General features: G+C 63.9%; 16 protein-coding genes. 9 read left to right on the top strand and 7 right to left on the bottom strand.

Features of this window, described 5'->3' with window-relative positions; genetic code table 11:
- Positions 1–7: 7 nt before the first annotated feature.
- Together eat and LOY54_RS24090 are read right to left on the bottom strand one after the other, a co-directional pair.
- Positions 8–1,456, bottom strand: a complete 1,449-nt coding sequence (gene eat, locus LOY54_RS24095; RefSeq protein WP_045199911.1) for an ethanolamine permease — start codon at positions 1,454–1,456, stop codon at positions 8–10.
- A gap of 110 nt (positions 1,457–1,566) precedes the next feature.
- Positions 1,567–3,087 carry an aldehyde dehydrogenase family protein gene (locus LOY54_RS24090; protein ID WP_123565105.1) on the bottom strand — a complete coding sequence of 507 codons (1,521 nt, stop codon included), beginning with the start codon at positions 3,085–3,087 and terminating at the stop codon, positions 1,567–1,569.
- Positions 3,088–3,353: 266 nt separating this feature from the next.
- Here LOY54_RS24090 and LOY54_RS24085 point away from each other — a divergent pair, with 266 nt between their 5' ends.
- The 4 genes from LOY54_RS24085 (at position 3,354) to LOY54_RS24070 (ending at position 7,602) form a co-directional block, all read left to right on the top strand.
- Entirely contained in the window at positions 3,354–5,276 is a 1,923-nt protein-coding gene (locus tag LOY54_RS24085) for a sigma-54-dependent Fis family transcriptional regulator (protein ID WP_258608183.1), read from the top strand.
- Between the two features lie 66 nt (positions 5,277–5,342).
- The gene (gene mpl / locus LOY54_RS24080) at positions 5,343–6,692 is read left to right on the top strand and encodes a UDP-N-acetylmuramate:L-alanyl-gamma-D-glutamyl-meso-diaminopimelate ligase (protein ID WP_045199905.1); all 1,350 of its coding nucleotides are present in this window, start codon (positions 5,343–5,345) and stop codon (positions 6,690–6,692) included.
- On the top strand, positions 6,689–7,318 hold the full coding sequence (gene ubiX / locus LOY54_RS24075) for a flavin prenyltransferase UbiX (RefSeq protein ID WP_045199899.1): 630 nt from the start codon (positions 6,689–6,691) through the stop codon (positions 7,316–7,318). Before mpl ends, ubiX begins: the two co-directional genes overlap by 4 nt.
- On the top strand, positions 7,315–7,602 hold the full coding sequence (locus tag LOY54_RS24070; protein ID WP_093379169.1) for a YceK/YidQ family lipoprotein: 288 nt from the start codon (positions 7,315–7,317) through the stop codon (positions 7,600–7,602). The genes ubiX and LOY54_RS24070 overlap by 4 nt, the downstream gene beginning before the upstream one ends.
- A 67-nt stretch (positions 7,603–7,669) precedes the next feature.
- Here LOY54_RS24070 and LOY54_RS24065 read toward each other — a convergent pair whose 3' ends face one another.
- The 3 genes from LOY54_RS24065 to LOY54_RS24055 form a co-directional block, all read right to left on the bottom strand.
- Positions 7,670–8,311, bottom strand: a complete 642-nt coding sequence (locus tag LOY54_RS24065; protein WP_258608180.1) for an oxidoreductase — start codon at positions 8,309–8,311, stop codon at positions 7,670–7,672.
- A gap of 26 nt (positions 8,312–8,337) precedes the next feature.
- Positions 8,338–10,071, bottom strand: a complete 1,734-nt coding sequence (locus tag LOY54_RS24060; RefSeq protein ID WP_093379172.1) for a C13 family peptidase — start codon at positions 10,069–10,071, stop codon at positions 8,338–8,340.
- Between the two features lie 88 nt (positions 10,072–10,159).
- Positions 10,160–10,615, bottom strand: coding sequence for a MaoC family dehydratase (locus tag LOY54_RS24055; RefSeq protein WP_045199890.1), 456 nt, complete (start codon positions 10,613–10,615; stop codon positions 10,160–10,162).
- Positions 10,616–10,773: 158 nt separating this feature from the next.
- Between LOY54_RS24055 and LOY54_RS24050 the strand changes: the two genes are divergently transcribed.
- From LOY54_RS24050 to LOY54_RS24040, 3 genes are read left to right on the top strand one after another with little or no spacing between them, the layout of a single operon-like run.
- Positions 10,774–11,136, top strand: a complete 363-nt coding sequence (locus LOY54_RS24050; RefSeq protein WP_045199889.1) for a CidA/LrgA family protein — start codon at positions 10,774–10,776, stop codon at positions 11,134–11,136.
- Positions 11,133–11,849, top strand: coding sequence for an LrgB family protein (locus tag LOY54_RS24045; RefSeq protein ID WP_045199887.1), 717 nt, complete (start codon positions 11,133–11,135; stop codon positions 11,847–11,849). The genes LOY54_RS24050 and LOY54_RS24045 overlap by 4 nt, the downstream gene beginning before the upstream one ends.
- Before the next feature lie 9 nt (positions 11,850–11,858).
- Complete coding sequence (locus tag LOY54_RS24040) at positions 11,859–12,449, top strand: LON peptidase substrate-binding domain-containing protein (protein ID WP_258608178.1); 591 nt, start codon at positions 11,859–11,861, stop codon at positions 12,447–12,449.
- Positions 12,450–12,453: 4 nt separating this feature from the next.
- Here LOY54_RS24040 and LOY54_RS24035 read toward each other — a convergent pair whose 3' ends face one another.
- Positions 12,454–13,770 carry a bifunctional DedA family/phosphatase PAP2 family protein gene (locus LOY54_RS24035; protein WP_258608176.1) on the bottom strand — a complete coding sequence of 439 codons (1,317 nt, stop codon included), beginning with the start codon at positions 13,768–13,770 and terminating at the stop codon, positions 12,454–12,456.
- A 4-nt stretch (positions 13,771–13,774) separates the two neighbouring features.
- Complete coding sequence (locus LOY54_RS24030) at positions 13,775–14,467, bottom strand: DNA-3-methyladenine glycosylase (protein ID WP_258608174.1); 693 nt, start codon at positions 14,465–14,467, stop codon at positions 13,775–13,777.
- A 184-nt stretch (positions 14,468–14,651) separates the two neighbouring features.
- Here LOY54_RS24030 and LOY54_RS24025 point away from each other — a divergent pair, with 184 nt between their 5' ends.
- Both LOY54_RS24025 and nadD read left to right on the top strand, forming a co-directional pair.
- A complete protein-coding gene (locus LOY54_RS24025) occupies positions 14,652–15,923 on the top strand; it encodes a glutamate-5-semialdehyde dehydrogenase (protein WP_045199881.1) in 1,272 nt (423 codons plus the stop codon).
- Positions 15,924–15,960: 37 nt separating this feature from the next.
- Positions 15,961–16,611, top strand: a complete 651-nt coding sequence (nadD, locus tag LOY54_RS24020) for a nicotinate-nucleotide adenylyltransferase (RefSeq protein WP_050990013.1) — start codon at positions 15,961–15,963, stop codon at positions 16,609–16,611.
- The last annotated feature ends 13 nt before the right edge of the window (positions 16,612–16,624 follow it).

Below are 16,624 nucleotides of genomic sequence, written 5' to 3'. Positions count from 1 at the left end.
GCGTTGATCAGTGCAGGGCCTCTTCGGCCTTCTGGATCGCGGCGAATTCTTCTTCCGGGGTCCCGGCGACCAGGTGGTGCCGGCTGTAGAAAGCAAAGTAGGCAATCAATACCGCATAAATCGCCGCGGCGCCAATCACTACCCGTGGGTCGACCAGAAAGCCCGCCACCACCGCGATGCAGGCCAGCACCAGGGCCACGCCCGAAGTGAAGATGCCGCCCGGGGTGCGATACGGCCGCTCCATTTTCGGCCGACGGATGCGCAGGGTGATGTGCGCGGCCATCATCAGTACATAAGACAGCGTAGCGCCGAACACCGCGACCAGGATCAGCAGGTCGCCCTGGCCGGTCAGCGACAGGCCAAAGCCGATGATCCCGGGGATCACCAGGGCCAGTACCGGCGCTTTGCTCTTATTGGTTTCCGAGAGCTTGCGTGGCAAGTAGCCGGCACGCGACAAAGCAAAAATCTGCCGCGAATAGGCGTAGATAATCGAGAAAAAGCTGGCGATCAGGCCGGCCAGGCCCACCAGGTTGACGAAACCGCCCATCCAGGTCGAACCGCCGTAGGCCTTCGACAGCGCCTCCACCAACGGGTTACCGGAGGCTTTGAGCGCCTCGGCACCGGCACCACCCGGGCCGACCACCAGGATCAGCAGGGCAAAGGCCAGCAACACCAGCATGGCGCCGATCAGGCCGCGGGGCAGGTCGCGCTTGGGGTTCTTGGTTTCTTCGGCAGCCAGCGGCACACCTTCGACGGCGAGGAAGAACCAGATCGCGTAAGGGATCGCCGCCCATACCCCGACATAACCGAATGGCAGGAAGCTGCTGGCGCCGACGGCGTCGGTCTGGGCTATATCGAACAGGTTGTTGACGTCGAAGTGCGGCACCATCGCCACCAGGAACACGCCCAGGGCAATGGCGGCCACGGCGGTGATGATGAACATCAGCTTGAGCGCTTCACCGACCCCAAAAATGTGGATGCCGATGAAGATGATGTAGAAGGCCAGGTAGATCATCCAGCCGCCGATGCCGAACAGCGACTGGCAGTAGGCGCCGATGAACACGGCAATGGCCGCCGGGGCAATCGCGTATTCGATGAGGATCGCCGTGCCGGTGAGAAACCCGCCCCAGGGCCCGAAGGCGCTGCGGGCAAAACCGTAGCCACCACCGGCGGTAGGGATCATCGACGACAGCTCGGCCAGCGAGAAGCACATGCACAGGTACATGGTCGCCATCAGCAAGGTGGCGAGGAACATGCCGCCCCAGCCACCCTGGGCCAGGCCGAAGTTCCAGCCGGCATAGTCGCCGGATATCACGTAGGCAACGCCCAGGCCCACCAGCAATACCCAGCCGGCGGCGCCCTTTTTCAGTTCACGTTGTTGGAAATAGTCGGAGCCGACCTTTTCGAAGTCGACAGAAGAGCCTGCCGGCACGCTGCCGGTATGATCGCTTGGCATAGGATTCACCTGTTGTTTTTATCAATACCGGCGGGTGCCGGTTTGTCTGGTGATGGTCTTGCAGGAAGCGAGCCAGCGCGGCCCCGGTTCGAAGCCGCGCTGTATCTCGTTTAGAAGAAGCCCAGCGGGTTGATGTCGTAGCTGACCAGCAGGTTTTTGGTTTGCTGGTAGTGATCGAGCATCATCTTGTGGGTTTCACGGCCGACGCCGGACTTTTTGTAGCCACCGAACGCGGCGTGGGCCGGGTACAGGTGGTAGCAGTTGGTCCAGACGCGACCGGCCTTGATGCCGCGGCCCATGCGGTAGGCGCGGTTGATGTCGCGGGTCCAGACTCCGGCGCCGAGGCCGAACTCGGTGTCGTTGGCGATCGCCAGGGCTTCGGCTTCGTCCTTGAAGGTGGTGATGCTCACCACCGGGCCAAAGATTTCTTCTTGGAACACGCGCATCTGGTTGGTGCCCTTGAGCAGGGTCGGCTGGATGTAATAGCCGGTCGACAGGCTGCCTTCGAGTTTTTCCACCTTGCCGCCGGTGAGCAGTTCGGCGCCTTCCTTCTCGGCGATTTCCAGGTACGAGAGGATCTTGTCGAACTGTTGCTCGGAGGCCTGGGCGCCGACCATGGTGTCGGTGTCCAGCGGGTCGCCGCGCTTGATCTGCTTGATCTTCTTCATCACCTCTTGCATGAACGCCGGGTAGATCGACTCCTGCACCAGTGCCCGCGATGGGCAGGTGCACACCTCGCCCTGGTTGAAGAATGCCAGCACCAGGCCTTCGGCGGCTTTCTCGATGAAGCTCTGCTCGGCCTGCATGATGTCTTCGAAGAAGATGTTCGGCGACTTGCCGCCCAGTTCGACGGTTGACGGAATGATGTTCTCGGCGGCGCATTTCATGATGTGCGAACCGACCGGGGTAGAGCCGGTAAAGGCGATCTTGGCGATGCGCTTGCTGGTGGCCAGGGCTTCACCGGCTTCGCGGCCATAACCTTGCACCACGTTGAGCACGCCAGGCGGCAGCAGGTCGCCGATCACCTCCAGCAGCACGCTGATGCCCAGCGGGGTTTGCTCGGCCGGCTTGAGTACCACGCAGTTGCCGGCGGCAAGGGCCGGGGCGAGTTTCCACGCGGCCATCAGGATCGGGAAGTTCCATGGGATGATCTGGCCGACCACACCCAGTGGTTCATGGATGTGGTAGGCAACGGTGTTGCCGTCGATTTCGGCGGCGCTGCCTTCCTGGGCGCGCAGGCAACCGGCGAAGTAGCGGAAATGGTCGGCAGCCAGCGGGATGTCGGCGTTGAGGGTTTCGCGGATGGCCTTGCCGTTGTCCCAGGTTTCGGTGATGGCCAGCAGTTCGAGGTTCTGTTCGATACGGTCGGCGATTTTCAGCAGGATCAGCGAACGTGCCTGCACCGAAGTTGTGCCCCAGGCATCAGCGGCGGCGTGGGCGGCATCCAGGGCTTTTTCGATGTCTTCGGCAGTCGAGCGGGGGAATTCGGCGATCAGTTGGCCGTTCACCGGCGAGGTGTTTTCGAAGTACTGGCCTTTGACTGGGGCAACGAACTCGCCACCGATGTAGTTCCCGTAACGGCTCTTGAAGGAAACCTTGGCGCCTTCGGTACCGGGATGTGCATAACGCATGATGTTTCTCCTGGCTATTGTGCTTGTTGGGGAGGATGTAAAGCATAGAGCAAGGGTTGGGCCAGTGTGGCCGACCCCAGTTAAATCAAGGGCTTGGCAGGTTTTTACGCAGGTGCAGGAAGGGCGCTGTAGCGGCGCCGGTACAGCCTGGGTGACACTTTGTACCGTTGCTGACACAAAGCGTGACCCGGCGGTCAAGCCAGCATTGCATTGCGCCGACGGGTGGAGGATGCTGGGCTTATCTCGTCTGCGGAGAACAATAAAAAGTGCAGAGCAATCACCTTAGCCGGCATGCCCGGCAAGTCCTCACCGTGACCCAGGGCAAGGCCCTGGCACAGGGCCCCGGCAGCGATCCGTCGATTGCCCGTTCCTGGCTGCGTTGCCTTGAGGACTATCACCTGGATCCGGCCCAGAGCATGGCCCCGACCGTGCTCGAGCACGGCCGCGTGCTGGAAAGCCGCGAGCGCTTGCAGCAGGTACTGCAGATCGCAGGCAACGAGATGAACAGCCTGCACCAGCAGCTGTCCGGTGCCGGCCATGCGGTGCTGCTCACCGATGCCCGCGGGGTCATCCTCAATTGCGTCACCGCGCCTACCGAACGGCGCATCTTCGAGCGCGCCGGGCTGTGGCTGGGTGCCGACTGGAGCGAGGCACGTGAAGGTACCAACGGCATCGGCACCTGCCTGGTCGAGCGCCAGGCGGTAACCATCCACCAGGATGAGCACTTTCGTGGCCGTCATACCGGCCTGACCTGCTCGGCCAGCCCGGTGTTCGACCCGCACGGCGAGTTGCTGGCGGTGCTCGATGTCTCGTCTGCCCGCGCTGATGTTTCGCGCCAGAGCCAGTTTCACACCATGGCGCTGGTCAACCTCTCGGCGAAGATGATCGAGAGCAGCTACTTTTTGCGCTATTTCGATAACCAGTTCCTCCTGCGCTTTCATCTGCAGGCCGAATCGGTAGGAATGTTCAGCGAAGGGCTGCTGGCTTTTGATGGCGACGGGCGGATCTGCGCGGTCAACCAGAGCGCCTTGAACCTGCTGGGCACCATCCGTGGCGGTGTGCTCGGCAAGCCTGTGGATATGTTCTTCGATTGTGCCCAGGACGAGCTGTTCAGCCGCGCCACTGCCCAGGCCAACACCAGTTGGCCATTACGCACCCGCGATGGCCGGGTATTGTTCGCCAGTCTGCGCGGCCAGGTGCGTTCGCTGCCGCCGGCAGCGGCGCCGTTTGTTGCCCCGGCGAAAACCTCGCAGCCCGGTGGTATCTGCCTGGTCGATCCGGCCCTGCAGAACGATTTTCGCCGGGCCGTTCGTGTGTTCGAACGCGATGTGCCATTGCTGCTGCGCGGCGAGACCGGTTGCGGCAAGGAGGCCTTCGCCAAAGCCGTGCACCAGGCCAGCCAACGCAGCAGCAAGGCGTTTGTTGCCCTCAACTGTGCGTCGATCCCCGAGAGCCTGATCGAGAGCGAGCTGTTCGGCTATCGCGGCGGCAGTTTTACCGGGGCGCGCAAGGAGGGCATGCGCGGCAAGCTGCAGCAGGCCGACGGTGGCACGCTATTGCTGGACGAGATCGGCGACATGCCGCTGGCCCTGCAGACCCGTTTGCTCCGGGTGCTGGAAGACCGCATGGTGGTGCCCATCGGCGGCGAACCGCAGGCCGTCAACGTGCGCATCATCAGCGCCAGCCACCGCAACTTGCTCGAGCGGGTCGAGGATGGCAGTTTCCGCGAAGACCTTTACTACCGTCTCAACGGCCTGGAAATCGATCTGCCGGCCTTGCGCGAGCGCAGCGACAAGTCGCAGTTGCTCGACTTCATCCTGGCCGAAGAGGCCGGTGAGCAAAGCGTAAGCCTGGACCCTGCGGCGCGCCGGGCGTTGCTCGACTTCGCCTGGCCGGGCAACGTGCGCCAGCTGCGCAACGTCCTGCGTACCTTGGTGGCGCTGAGCGAAGAGGGGCACATCGAGTTTGCCGACCTGCCGGCGGTCGTTCGCCAGCCGCCGACACTTATCAAAAGCTCCTCACCTGTGGATAACCCCGCGCCGCTGCTGGACAGCGCCGAGCGCAACGCCTTGCTGGCAGTGCTGGAGCAGCAGCGCTGGCACATGACCCATGTCGCCGCGCAGTTGGGGGTTAGCCGTAATACCTTGTATCGAAAACTTCGCAAACACGGCATCGCCCGGGACGCCTGAGCGAAACACAGGATGCGATTTGTCGCGCCCTAGGCTACCCTGCCTCGACGTTTTGCGAGGTCGATCATGCACATTCATATTCTCGGTATTTGCGGCACTTTCATGGGTTCGCTGGCCGTGCTGGCCAAGGAGCTTGGCCATCGGGTCACCGGCTCCGATGCCAACGTCTACCCACCGATGAGCACCCAGCTTGAAGCCCAGGGCATCGAACTGACCCAGGGCTATGACGCCGCCCAACTGGACCCGGCGCCCGACCTGGTGGTGATCGGCAACGCCCTGTCGCGGGGCAACCCGGCAGTCGAGTACGTACTGAACAAGGGCCTGCCCTACGTGTCGGGCCCGCAGTGGCTGGCCGACCACGTGCTGCAAGGCCGCTGGGTGCTGGCGGTTGCCGGCACCCATGGCAAGACCACCACCAGCAGCATGCTTGCCTGGGTGCTGGAGCACGCCGGCATGAGCCCGGGCTTCCTGATCGGCGGCGTGCCGCAGAATTTCTCGGTCTCGGCGCGCCTGGGCGGCACGCCGTTCTTCGTGGTCGAGGCCGACGAATATGACAGCGCCTTCTTCGACAAGCGCTCGAAGTTCGTGCACTACCGTCCCCGTACCGCGATCCTCAATAATCTTGAGTTCGATCATGCGGATATCTTCCCTGACCTGGCCGCCATCGAGCGACAGTTCCACCACTTGGTGCGAACCATTCCAAGCGAAGGCCTGGTGATCCATCCGACCACCGAGCCGGCCCTTGAGCGCGTGATCAAGATGGGCTGCTGGACGCCGGTGCAGACCACCGGTGAAGGCGGGCAGTGGCAGGTCAAACTGCTCAGCGCCGACGGTTCGCGTTTCGAAGTCAGCTTCGAAGGCGAAACCCAGGGCGTGGTCGAGTGGGAGCTGACCGGGCAGCACAACGTCGCCAACGCCCTGGCTACTTTGGCGGCTGCACGTCATGTCGGCGTGGTACCGGCCATGGGTATTGCCGCATTGAGCGCGTTCAAGAGCGTCAAGCGGCGGATGGAAAAGGTCGCTGAAGTACAGGGCGTGACCATCTATGACGACTTCGCTCACCACCCGACCGCTATCGCCACCACCCTCGATGGCTTGCGCAAACGCATCGGCGATGCTCCGCTGATTGCCGTGATCGAGCCGCGCTCCAACTCGATGAAGCTCGGCGCCCACCGCGATGGCCTGCCCGAGAGCGTCAACGATGCCGACCAGGTGATCTGGTACGCACCGCCGAACCTGGGCTGGGACTTGGCCGCCACCGCCGCCGAATGCAAGGTGCCGGCTGTGGTGGCCGACAGCCTTGAAGCGATCATCGAACGGGTCAAGAGCCAGGCCAAGCCCGGCACCCAGGTGGTGATCATGAGCAATGGCGGCTTCGGCGGCCTGCACGGCAAGTTGGCCGAGGCGCTGAAATGAGCGGGCCGGAACGCATCACCCTGGCCATGACCGGGGCTTCGGGGGCGCAGTATGGGCTGCGCCTGCTCGATTGCCTGGTGCGCGAAGACCGCGAGGTGCATTTTCTGATCTCCAAGGCCGCGCAACTGGTGATGGCCACCGAGACTGATGTGTTGCTGCCGGCCAAACCGCAAGCCATGCAAGCCTTCCTCACCGAGTACACCGGCGCTGCCGCCGGGCAGATCCGCGTGTATGGCAAGGAAGACTGGATGTCGCCGGTCGCCTCGGGCTCTGGCGCGCCGGCGGCGATGGTGGTGGTGCCGTGCTCGACCGGGACCTTGTCGGCGATTGCCACCGGCGCCTGCAACAATCTGATCGAGCGGGCTGCAGACGTGACCCTGAAGGAGCGTCGGCAGTTGATCCTGGTGCCGCGTGAGGCACCGTTCTCGACCATCCACCTGGAGAACATGCTCAAGCTGTCGAACATGGGCGCGGTGATCCTGCCGGCGGCGCCGGGCTTTTATCATCAGCCGCAGACCATCGACGACCTGATCGACTTTGTTGTCGCACGGATCCTCAACCTGCTGAACATTCCCCAGGACATGCTGCCGCGTTGGGGCGAGCATCATCTGGGCGCGGATGAATGAAGCGCCTGCTGGGCGTGATGCTGCTGTGCGTGATGGCTAGCGGTTGCGCCAGCGTGCGCACCCTGGATGCGGCCAAGCCGGGGGCGCCGGTGGTGTATGCCGGTACGCGCCTGGATCTGTATGCGTTGCAGGGCGGTTGTTGCGCCATTGACCGCTTTGGCGCCGAGGCGCCGAAGTATCCCGGGCTGGACCTGCCGGGTAGTGCCTTGCTTGATACCGTACTGCTGCCGCTGTCGGTATTGACCGCGCTGGGAATTGGCTTTCAGGCGACGGGCGGGTTGTAGCGGCTGGCCTGATCGCGGGGCAAGCCCGATCCCACACACTCTGTGGGAGGGGGTTGCCCCGCGATTGCTACTTGCCCAACCGGCGCAATTCATCCGACTCGACAATCCGGATCCCGTCCTGCTCTTCCAGCGCCAAACGCCACAGCGCCCTGGCCAGTTGGCAGGCCTCGATGCCCCGGTACTTGCCCGGGATCAGCTTCGACAGCGGCCCGGCCAAGCGTTCCGACATCCGCGGTTCGATGCGGTCACCCAGCAGCAGCGAAGGCCGGGCGATGGTCAGTTGCGGCCAGTCCTGGGCCTTCAATGCGGCCTCCATTTCGCCTTTGACCCGGTTGTAGAAGATCGGCGATCTGCGGTCGGCGCCCAGGGCGCTGACCACCAGAAGGTGCCGCGCGCCCAACTCTCGGGCGCGTTTGCCGAAGGCGACGACCATGTCCAGGTCGACCGCGCGAAAGGCCGGCTCGGACCCTGCCTGCTTGATCGTGGTGCCCAGGCAGCAGAAGGCGATGTCGACGCGACCTGCCAGTTGCGGGAGGAACACCGCCGGGTCACCCACCGGGTTTTCCAGGTGCGGGTGTTCGGCCAGGGGGCGACGGGTGGGGGCCAATACGCGGCTGACGGTGGGCTCGTTGAGCAGCCGATCAAGTAAGTGTTCACCGGTAAGACCGGTGGCTCCGGCAAGCAGGATGTGCTGAGGCGTCAAGTACATGATGTCTCTCCCTTGATACAGTCAGCTTAGTGGTTGCCAGCATTTTTTGCATGCTCGGCCTGTTGCTTGCCCGCATCACTTTGCAAGGCTTTGCGCGCTTGTTGCTGGCGCAGGCGCTGCCAGTGATCGAGTACGCCCTTGGGTGCCCAGATCTGCGGCTCGGAGGCATCGAAGCCTTCGATTGCCTCACGCTCGGAGACGCTGGCGCTGGCCCGCTCGAAGGCCTGCTGCAGGTCGTCGGTCTGGTTCAGGGCCTGGGCGAACAGGGCGTCGCCAAAGTAGGTGAAGTCGGCTTCTTCGGAGCAGCCGAACGACACCCGGTCGGCGCGCGAGGCGGTCATGATCAGGGTCCGCTCGTCTTTGAGCGGGGCGATATAGCCGCCTGAATAACAGGCCGAGATGACAATGATCTTGTCGCGGTCTTTCAAGGGCGCCAGGGTCGTGGCCAGGGCATCGGCGGGCAGGTCTGCCAGTTGCAGGCGCGGCTGGTCGAGTACCAGTTCGTGCTCGTGGCTGCCGTGGCTGGTCAGGTAGATGAACACCAGGTCTTCCGGGCCGCTGCGTTCGGCCAGGGTGCGCACGGCGCGGGCAAGGTTCTCGCGGGTGGCCATGGGCCGGTCGCTGAGGTGGTCGCGGTGGTTGACCAGGCTGATCTGGCCGACCGCGCCAAAGCGGCTCTTGAGCATGTTGCTGACGTAATCGGCCTCGCGCAGGAACACGCTCTGTTTGCCATCGCCCCCCAGGGCCAGGCTGTAGAGTTCGATGTCCGGGGTCGAGGCCGGCACCTTGGCCAGCGCTTGGTCGAGCAGGCCGCCCTGGTTGAGCAGCGCCAGTTCCAGCGGGTCGGGCAGCAGTTTGCCGTGCTCGTCGCGCACGCGCTGGCCATTGAGCCACTGGCCGCTTTCATTGCGCCCGTCGAGCAGGGTCAGGCGGCCGTTGCCCTGGTAGGTGTCGTTCTCGAAGCCGCCGACATAGACACTGCCGTCCGGCAACTGCAGGCGCCCGTTACCGGAAAACCGCCAGTCGCGAAAATAACCCTTGTAGTGGCTGCCGTCGCTGCCGATCAGCTCGCCCTTGCCGCTGAGCGAGCCGTCCTTGAACTGGCCGATCCACACGTCACCATCGGTGTTTTCGTAACGGCCGCGGCCTTCCAGGCGGTTGTCATGGAAGGCACCGATGTACTGGTCGCCTTCGGCGCTGTTGAAGGTACCGCTGCCTTCGAGCTGGCCGTTGACGAAACGGCCGCTGAACTGGTTGCCGCTGGCGTCGCTGCGGATGCCTTCGCCATTGGGTTTGCCGCGGGCGAACAGGCCCTGGTATTGGCTGCCGTCAGCCAGTTCGAGATGGCCGGCGCCGTGGTACTGGTCGTCCTTGAACTGGCCACGGTAAAGCAGGCCGGGTTCCTTGAGGGTGCCTTCGCCGTCGCGGCGGCCGAGCTTGAACCCACCGGTGTAGCTGCTGCCCGGTGTTTTCAGGGTGCCCAGGCCGTGGAACAGGCCCTGCTGGAACCCGCCGCGGTAGACCTCGCCATTGCTACCATGCCATTCACCCTGGCCATGCCACTGGCCATTGAGGAAGTTGCCCTTGTACCAACTGCCGTTGGGGTAGTCGATGCGCCCGGCACCTTGCAGCAGGCCGTCGACCACCTCGCCCCGATAGCGGCCGCCATCGGGCAGGCGCGCATCGGGCGGCGACAGGGGTTCGCCGTCACCGCAAGCGGCCAGTAGCAGGGTCAGGGCAAGGGGAACGAGTGGGCGCATGGCGGGGTCCGGACAAGTGAGGCCCCGAGTATGCCGTAGAACGCGGGGGGTGAAACAGTCGCCAGGACGGTTTCACCCAGTGCCTGGCTCAGATGAAGCAGAGCGACAGCGGTTCGGCGATATAGGCAGGTTTTTCCTGGCCTTCGATTTCCAGGGTGGCGGTGACCTTGAGCAGCCACTGTCCGGGTTTCTTCTCGGTCACCTCGGCCAGATCGACCTTGAGCCGCACCTTGCTGTCGACTTTCACCGGCTGGATGAAACGCACGCTGTCCAGGCCATAGTTGACGGCCATTTTCAGGCCTTCAGGCACAACCAGAATGCCTTCCATCAACTTGGGGATCAGCGACAGGGTGAGAAAACCGTGAGCGATGGTGCTGCCAAATGGCGTTTTTGCCGCCTTGTCCGGGTCGACATGGATGAACTGAAAGTCGCCGGTCGCCTCGGCAAACAGGTTGATGCGCTGTTGATCGATGGTCAGCCATTCGGAACGTCCCAGTTCCTTTCCAACGTACTGCGAAAGCTCTGCAACAGGTACATAGGGCATTGTGACTCTCCAGATTGTCTTTGGTTTTGTTATGACTTCGGCAGATTCGAAAGTCTAAGATCAGCACGCCTGCAGGAAGTGGTCAAGTCGGCGAAGATCGGCTTATAGCCCGGTCGTTAGCGTGCTTATAATGGCCGCCAGGCCTCAAGGAGATGCTTATGCTGTTGCGTGGTTTGACCTGGCTGGTGCTGTTCCAGTTGCTCGGAACGGCGATCAATCACCTGGTGGTGCCGATCCTCCCCGGGCCGATCATCGGCCTGCTGTTGCTGCTGGTGTACCTGATGCTGCGTGGCGAGGTGGGCGCGCCCCTGAGCGAGGCGGCCAACAGCCTGCTGCGCTACTTGCCACTGCTGCTGGTGCCGCCGGCGGTGGGGGTAATGGTCTATGCCGCGGATATCGCCGCCGACTTCTGGGCCATCGTCGGCGCCCTGGTGCTGTCGGCGCTGCTCACCCTGGTGTTCGTCGGCGTGCTGATGCACAAGCTGATGGCCCGCCAGGGCAGCCATGAGGAGCAGCCATGAGCCTGGACTGGAGCGGCGCCGTTAACGCCGTCATCCACCATCCGCTGTTTGGCATCGGCATCACCCTGGGCGCCTACCAGCTGGTGCTGGCGGCCTACGAGAAAACCCGCTGGATCTTCCTGCAGCCGGTGCTGGTGTCGATGCTGGTAGTCATTGGCGTACTGCTGGGCTGTGGCCTGACTTACAGCGAATATCGCAAAAGCACCGAGATCATGAACATCCTTCTGGGCCCGGCGACCGTGGCCCTGGCGGTGCCGCTCTATCTCAACCTGCGGCGCATTCGCCAGCTGTTCTGGCCGACCTTTACTACGCTGGTAATCGGAGGGGTGTTCGCCACCGGCGCCTGCCTGTTGCTGGGCTGGTGGTTTGGCGCCGAGCACATGATCCTGATGACCATGGCGCCAAAATCGGTGACCTCGCCGATTGCCATGCTGGTGGCCGAGCAGATTGGCGGTGTGGCCGCGCTGGCGGCGGTGTTCGTGTTGATCACCGGGGTGATCGGGGCGATTTTCGGCCCGGCGCTGCTGTCGCGTTGTGGTGTGCACAGCCCTGAAGCGCGCGGCATGGCTTTAGGCGTGACTGCGCATGCGGTTGGTACTTCGGTAGCGCTGCAGGAAAGTGAAGAATGCGGGGCCTTCGCGGCCCTGGCGATGAGCCTGATGGGGGTTGCCACGGCGGTATTCCTGCCACTGGCGGTTAGCCTGGTTGCTTGAGGAGTTGCAATGACGTTACCCCTGTTTCCGCTCAATACCGTGCTGTTCCCGGGCTGCTTTCTCGATCTGCAGATCTTCGAGGCGCGTTACCTGGACATGATTGGTCGCATCATGAAGCAGGGCGGCGGTTTTGGCGTGGTGTGCATCCTTGAGGGCGAGCAGGTTGGCGCTGCGCCCAGCGGTTTCTCGCAGGTTGGCTGCGAGGCGCTGATTCGCGATTTTCAGCAGCAGGACAACGGCCTGCTGGGGATTCGGGTCGAAGGCACCCGGCGCTTTCGTGTCGGGCCGTTCGAGGTGCAGAAGGACCAGTTGCTGGTCGCTGATGTGTCGTGGCTGCCGGAGCTTGCCGACGAGCCGCTGGAAGATGACCATCACGACTTGCTGGCGCTGCTGCAAGCCCTGGGCGAGCACCCGATGGTCGAGGCGCTGGGCATGCCGGTGACGGTGCAAGGCCAGCAGGCCCTGGCCAACCAGCTCGCCTACCTGTTGCCGTTCGTTGAAGAAGACAAACTCGACCTGCTGGCCATCGACTCACCGCTCAAGCGCCTGGAGGCTATCCAGGCGCTGCTTGACCGGCTGCAAGGCGAGCTGTTCGCCTGATGCCTCAGTACTGGTAGCGCAGCAAGGCGTGCGGCAGCGAGTGCAGGGCGAAGAACGCCAGCAGGGCGACGCAGGCCGGCAGGATCAGCCACCAGACCCGTAGCGGCAGGGCGGTGAGTGGTTGCCGGTATTGGGTCAGGGTCAGGCTGGTAGCGCACACGCAGCAGGCGAGCATGGCGCCGGCGAGGATGTCGGTCGGCCAGTGCGCCCCCAGGTACACCCGTGACAGCGCGATCGCCAGTGCCGGAATGCAACCCAGCATGATCCAGGTCAGGCGCATGCGCGGCGGCTGCCCGCGCCCGGCCAGCACCGCCAGTACCAGGAAGAACGCAAACGACGCCGAGCTGTGGCCGCTGGGCATGCTGTAGGTGGTCAGCGGATCAGTGAGTACCTCCGGGCGCGCCCGGGCAAACAGCCACTTGAGGCTGCCATTGGCCAGGGCCGTGCCGATCAGGGTGCTGCCGGCGAAAATCGCCGGGCGCCACTGGCGGGCCAGCAATAACAGGCCGGTGAGCAGGCTGCCGAGGAAGAACTGGGTTCGGAAATCGCCGAGGCGGGTGATCAGTACCACTGTGCCGTCGATGGCGCGGCTGCGGTTCTCCTGGATCAGGGTCATCAGGCCCTGGTCGAACTGGGTCAGGTATGGCCAGCCGAGAAACAGCCCGGTCAGGGCCAGCAAGCTCATCCCGGCAATCAGCCGGGTGCCGCGGCGCATGCTGCGCAGGCTGCTGTTGATGCTCAGGCCGACCAGCACCGCCAGGCCGCCCATCACTACCCCAGCCTGTGGCCAGAAGCCTTCCGGCAACGGCAGGCGCATGGCCGCGCCGGTTGCCCAGCCCGGCAGCAGGTAAGCCACTGCCCAACCGGCCCCGGCCAGCAGGCTGACGGCGATAAAACGCGGCAGCGGCATGTCGAACATGCCGGCGACCATGGGCAGCATCGGCCGCAGCGGGCCGATGAAGCGCCCGACTAGCAGGCTGGCGATACCATAGCGCTGAAAGTAGGTTTCGGCGCTGCCGATCCATTCCGGATGGTGGCGCAGCAGCGGCAAGCGGCGGATGTTCTGGTGAAAGCGCCGGCCTAAGGTGTAGGAGATCGCGTCGCCGAGCAAACCACCGGCAAAGCCCAGCAACAGGGTTTCGCCAAGGCTCAAGGCACCGCTGCCGGCCAGTACCGCGACGGCGAACAGCAAAACGGTGCCGGGGACGATAATCCCGGCAATCGCCAGGCATTCCACGCAGGCCACCAGAAAAATCGCTAATCCCAGCCACTGCGGGTTGGCGCTGAGCCAGGTGGTCAGGCTGTCGAGCCATGGGCCCATCGTGTCAGTTTCCTTGTGTCAGTAAAAAGTAGTCCCGGCCTTCGACTTGGCCCCGGCGCAGCGGGTTCCGTGTGCAATGGCGGGCAAAGTCGGCGTCGACGAAACGGTAGGGCAGATGTTCATCGCGGCCGTGGGGAATCCCCAAGCGGGTGGTCTGGATAATTTGTTTCACTTTGATACCGCAGTCCTCGACAAACAGCTGCTCGGGATCAAAGCGTTTGCCGTCCCAGTGCGGCACTTTCAGGCCCAGGGCCTTGCACAGCAGGGTCTGGCCGGCGCACAGGCGTTCGGGCGGGCGCGCCTGGCCGCTGGCGTCAGGGTTGTTCAGTTGCATCTGTGCCAGGCTGTTGTCATCCGACAAGGCATCGACGAAGGGGTAGGCCGATTTGATCAACACCGCATTGCCCGGCCCGTGGGCGCTGAAGTTCAGCGAGTCGCCGCCCCGGGCGTAATACATGTAGATGTGCCCGCCGTCGAGAAACAGCGCCCGGCGTTTTTCGGTGTAGCCGAGCGAGGCGTGGCTGCCCTTGTCGCTGAGGTAGTAGGCCTCGGTCTCGATGATTCGCGCCGCCAGCCAGTACGGGCCGTGGCGGTGGCGGATGACCTTGCCCAGCAGGGCCCTGGCCAATTCGCCAGCGTCGCGGTCGAAGAAGCTGTCGGGCAGGGCCTTGGGCGGGCAGGGGGCGGAGTCTGGCATGCGGGCAGGTTCGCGGGTGGACAGGTGGGCGATGATAGCAATTTCTGTCTTAACCAACCCTGAATGGCCATTATGAAGCGAGGGGCCGGCACTCTTTTCGACCATCCGCCTGTCACCGCTGGGCGTGGGGCCACACGACAGTTATAATCATCCGATTTTCCCCTTCGCCAAGACCACTGAGCCCATGACTGAGTCCGTTCTTGACTACATGACCCGCCTGGGTCGCGCTGCCCGCGCGGCGTCGCGCGTGATCGGCCGTGCCAGCACTGCGCAAAAGAACCGCGCCCTGCAAGCCGCCGCCAACGCCCTGGACGCTGCCCGCGCCGAGCTGACCGCCGCCAACGAGCTGGACCTCGCTGCTGGCCGCGCCAATGGCCTGGAAGCGGCCATGCTCGAGCGCCTGGCGCTGACCCCGGCACGCATCGACGGCATGATCGTCGGCCTGCGCCAGGTGGCCAGCCTGCCGGACCCGGTCGGCGCGATCCGCGACATGAGCTACCGGCCATCGGGTATCCAGGTCGGCAAGATGCGCGTGCCGCTGGGGGTAATCGGCATCATTTACGAATCGCGTCCGAACGTGACCATCGATGCTGCCAGCCTGTGCCTGAAGTCGGGCAACGCCACCATCTTGCGCGGCGGCTCCGAAGCCATCCATTCCAACCGTGCCATTGCCGCCTGCATCCAGCGCGGCCTGGCCGAGGCCGGCTTGCCGGCGGCGGTGGTGCAAGTGGTCGAAACCACCGATCGCGAGGCGGTTGGCGCATTGATCAGCATGCCGGAGTTCGTCGACGTCATCGTGCCGCGCGGCGGCAAGGGCCTGATCGAGCGCATCAGCCGCGACGCGCGCGTGCCGGTGATCAAGCACCTCGATGGTATCTGCCACGTCTATGTGGCTGAGCACGCCGAGCTGGACAAGGCCCGGCGCATCGCCTTCAACGCCAAGACCTACCGCTACGGCATCTGCGGGGCGATGGAAACCCTGCTGGTCGATCAGTCGGTCGCGGCCGAGTTCCTGCCGGAAATGGCCCGCCAATTTCGGGAAAAAGGCGTCGAACTGCGCGGTTGTGAGCGCACGCTGAAAATCATCGAGGCGCTGCCGGCGACCGAAACGGACTGGAACACCGAATACCTCGCGGCGATTCTGTCGATCCGCGTAGTGGACGGTCTGGACCAGGCCATCGAACACATCAATCGCTATGGCTCGCACCATACCGATTCCATCGTTACCGAACACCAGGCGCAGGCTCGCCAGTTCATGGCCGAGGTCGATTCGTCGTCGGTAATGATCAATACCCCGACCTGCTTTGCCGACGGTTTCGAGTACGGCCTGGGCGCGGAGATCGGGATTTCCACCGACAAGCTGCACGCCCGTGGCCCGGTTGGCCTGGAAGGCCTGACCTGCGAAAAATACGTGGTGATCGGCGACGGTCAGCTGCGCGGACAGGAGTCGCTCTGACTTGGCCGAGCGCAAACCGCTCGCCCCAGTCTCGACGATGTCGCCCGCCCGGCGCATCGGCGTGCTCGGCGGGACTTTCGACCCGGTGCACATCGGACACCTGCGCAGTGCGCTGGAGGTCGCCGAAGTGCTGGCGCTCGACGAGCTGCGGCTGATGCCCAACGCCCGCCCGCCGCACCGTGATACGCCGCAAGTGTCGGCCCAGGACCGGCTGGCGATGGTCCAGTGCGCGGTTCAGGGCGTGCCTACGCTGTCGGTCGATGCCCGCGAACTGGCCCGTGACAAGCCGTCGTACACCATCGAAACGCTGGAACTGATGCGTGCTGAAATGGCCGCCTCGGAGCAGCTGTTTCTGCTGCTGGGCTGGGACGCGTTCTGCGGCCTGCCCAGTTGGCACCGTTGGGAAGAATTGCTGCAACACTGTCACATCCTGGTGCTGCAACGCCCGGATGCCGACGTCGAGCCGCCGGATGCCTTGCGCAACCTGCTGGCCGCACGTTCGGTCAGTGATCCGCAGGCCCTTGAAGGGCCTGCCGGGAATATTGCATTCGTCTGGCAGACGCCGCTTGCGGTGTCAGCCACGCAGATCCGACAGCTGCTGGCCAGCGGCAAGTCGGTGCGGTTTCTGGTGCCGGACGCAGTACTGGCCTACATCGATGCGCACAACCTTTACCGTGCGCCGAACTGAGGGTGCTGAGAAG

Origin of the sequence: Pseudomonas sp. B21-032, from assembly GCF_024748965.1 — a bacterium.
Lineage (GTDB): Bacteria > Pseudomonadota > Gammaproteobacteria > Pseudomonadales > Pseudomonadaceae > Aquipseudomonas.
Note: the sequence above shows the minus strand (reverse complement) of the source record. Positions and strands in the feature narration are given on the sequence as shown.

Excerpts from the sequence above, each read along its gene's own strand:
- eat (WP_045199911.1), bottom strand. The coding sequence starts at position 1,456 with ATGCCAAGCGATCATACCGGCAGCGTGCCGGCAGGCTCTTCTGTCGAC.
- LOY54_RS24090 (WP_123565105.1), bottom strand. The coding sequence starts at position 3,087 with ATGCGTTATGCACATCCCGGTACCGAAGGCGCCAAGGTTTCCTTCAAG.
- mpl (WP_045199905.1), top strand. The coding sequence starts at position 5,343 with ATGCACATTCATATTCTCGGTATTTGCGGCACTTTCATGGGTTCGCTG.
- ubiX (WP_045199899.1), top strand. The coding sequence starts at position 6,689 with ATGAGCGGGCCGGAACGCATCACCCTGGCCATGACCGGGGCTTCGGGG.
- LOY54_RS24070 (WP_093379169.1), top strand. The coding sequence starts at position 7,315 with ATGAAGCGCCTGCTGGGCGTGATGCTGCTGTGCGTGATGGCTAGCGGT.
- LOY54_RS24065 (WP_258608180.1), bottom strand. The coding sequence starts at position 8,311 with ATGTACTTGACGCCTCAGCACATCCTGCTTGCCGGAGCCACCGGTCTT.
- LOY54_RS24060 (WP_093379172.1), bottom strand. The coding sequence starts at position 10,071 with ATGCGCCCACTCGTTCCCCTTGCCCTGACCCTGCTACTGGCCGCTTGC.
- LOY54_RS24055 (WP_045199890.1), bottom strand. The coding sequence starts at position 10,615 with ATGCCCTATGTACCTGTTGCAGAGCTTTCGCAGTACGTTGGAAAGGAA.
- LOY54_RS24050 (WP_045199889.1), top strand. The coding sequence starts at position 10,774 with ATGCTGTTGCGTGGTTTGACCTGGCTGGTGCTGTTCCAGTTGCTCGGA.
- LOY54_RS24045 (WP_045199887.1), top strand. The coding sequence starts at position 11,133 with ATGAGCCTGGACTGGAGCGGCGCCGTTAACGCCGTCATCCACCATCCG.
- LOY54_RS24040 (WP_258608178.1), top strand. The coding sequence starts at position 11,859 with ATGACGTTACCCCTGTTTCCGCTCAATACCGTGCTGTTCCCGGGCTGC.
- LOY54_RS24035 (WP_258608176.1), bottom strand. The coding sequence starts at position 13,770 with ATGGGCCCATGGCTCGACAGCCTGACCACCTGGCTCAGCGCCAACCCG.
- LOY54_RS24030 (WP_258608174.1), bottom strand. The coding sequence starts at position 14,467 with ATGCCAGACTCCGCCCCCTGCCCGCCCAAGGCCCTGCCCGACAGCTTC.
- LOY54_RS24025 (WP_045199881.1), top strand. The coding sequence starts at position 14,652 with ATGACTGAGTCCGTTCTTGACTACATGACCCGCCTGGGTCGCGCTGCC.
- nadD (WP_050990013.1), top strand. The coding sequence starts at position 15,961 with ATGTCGCCCGCCCGGCGCATCGGCGTGCTCGGCGGGACTTTCGACCCG.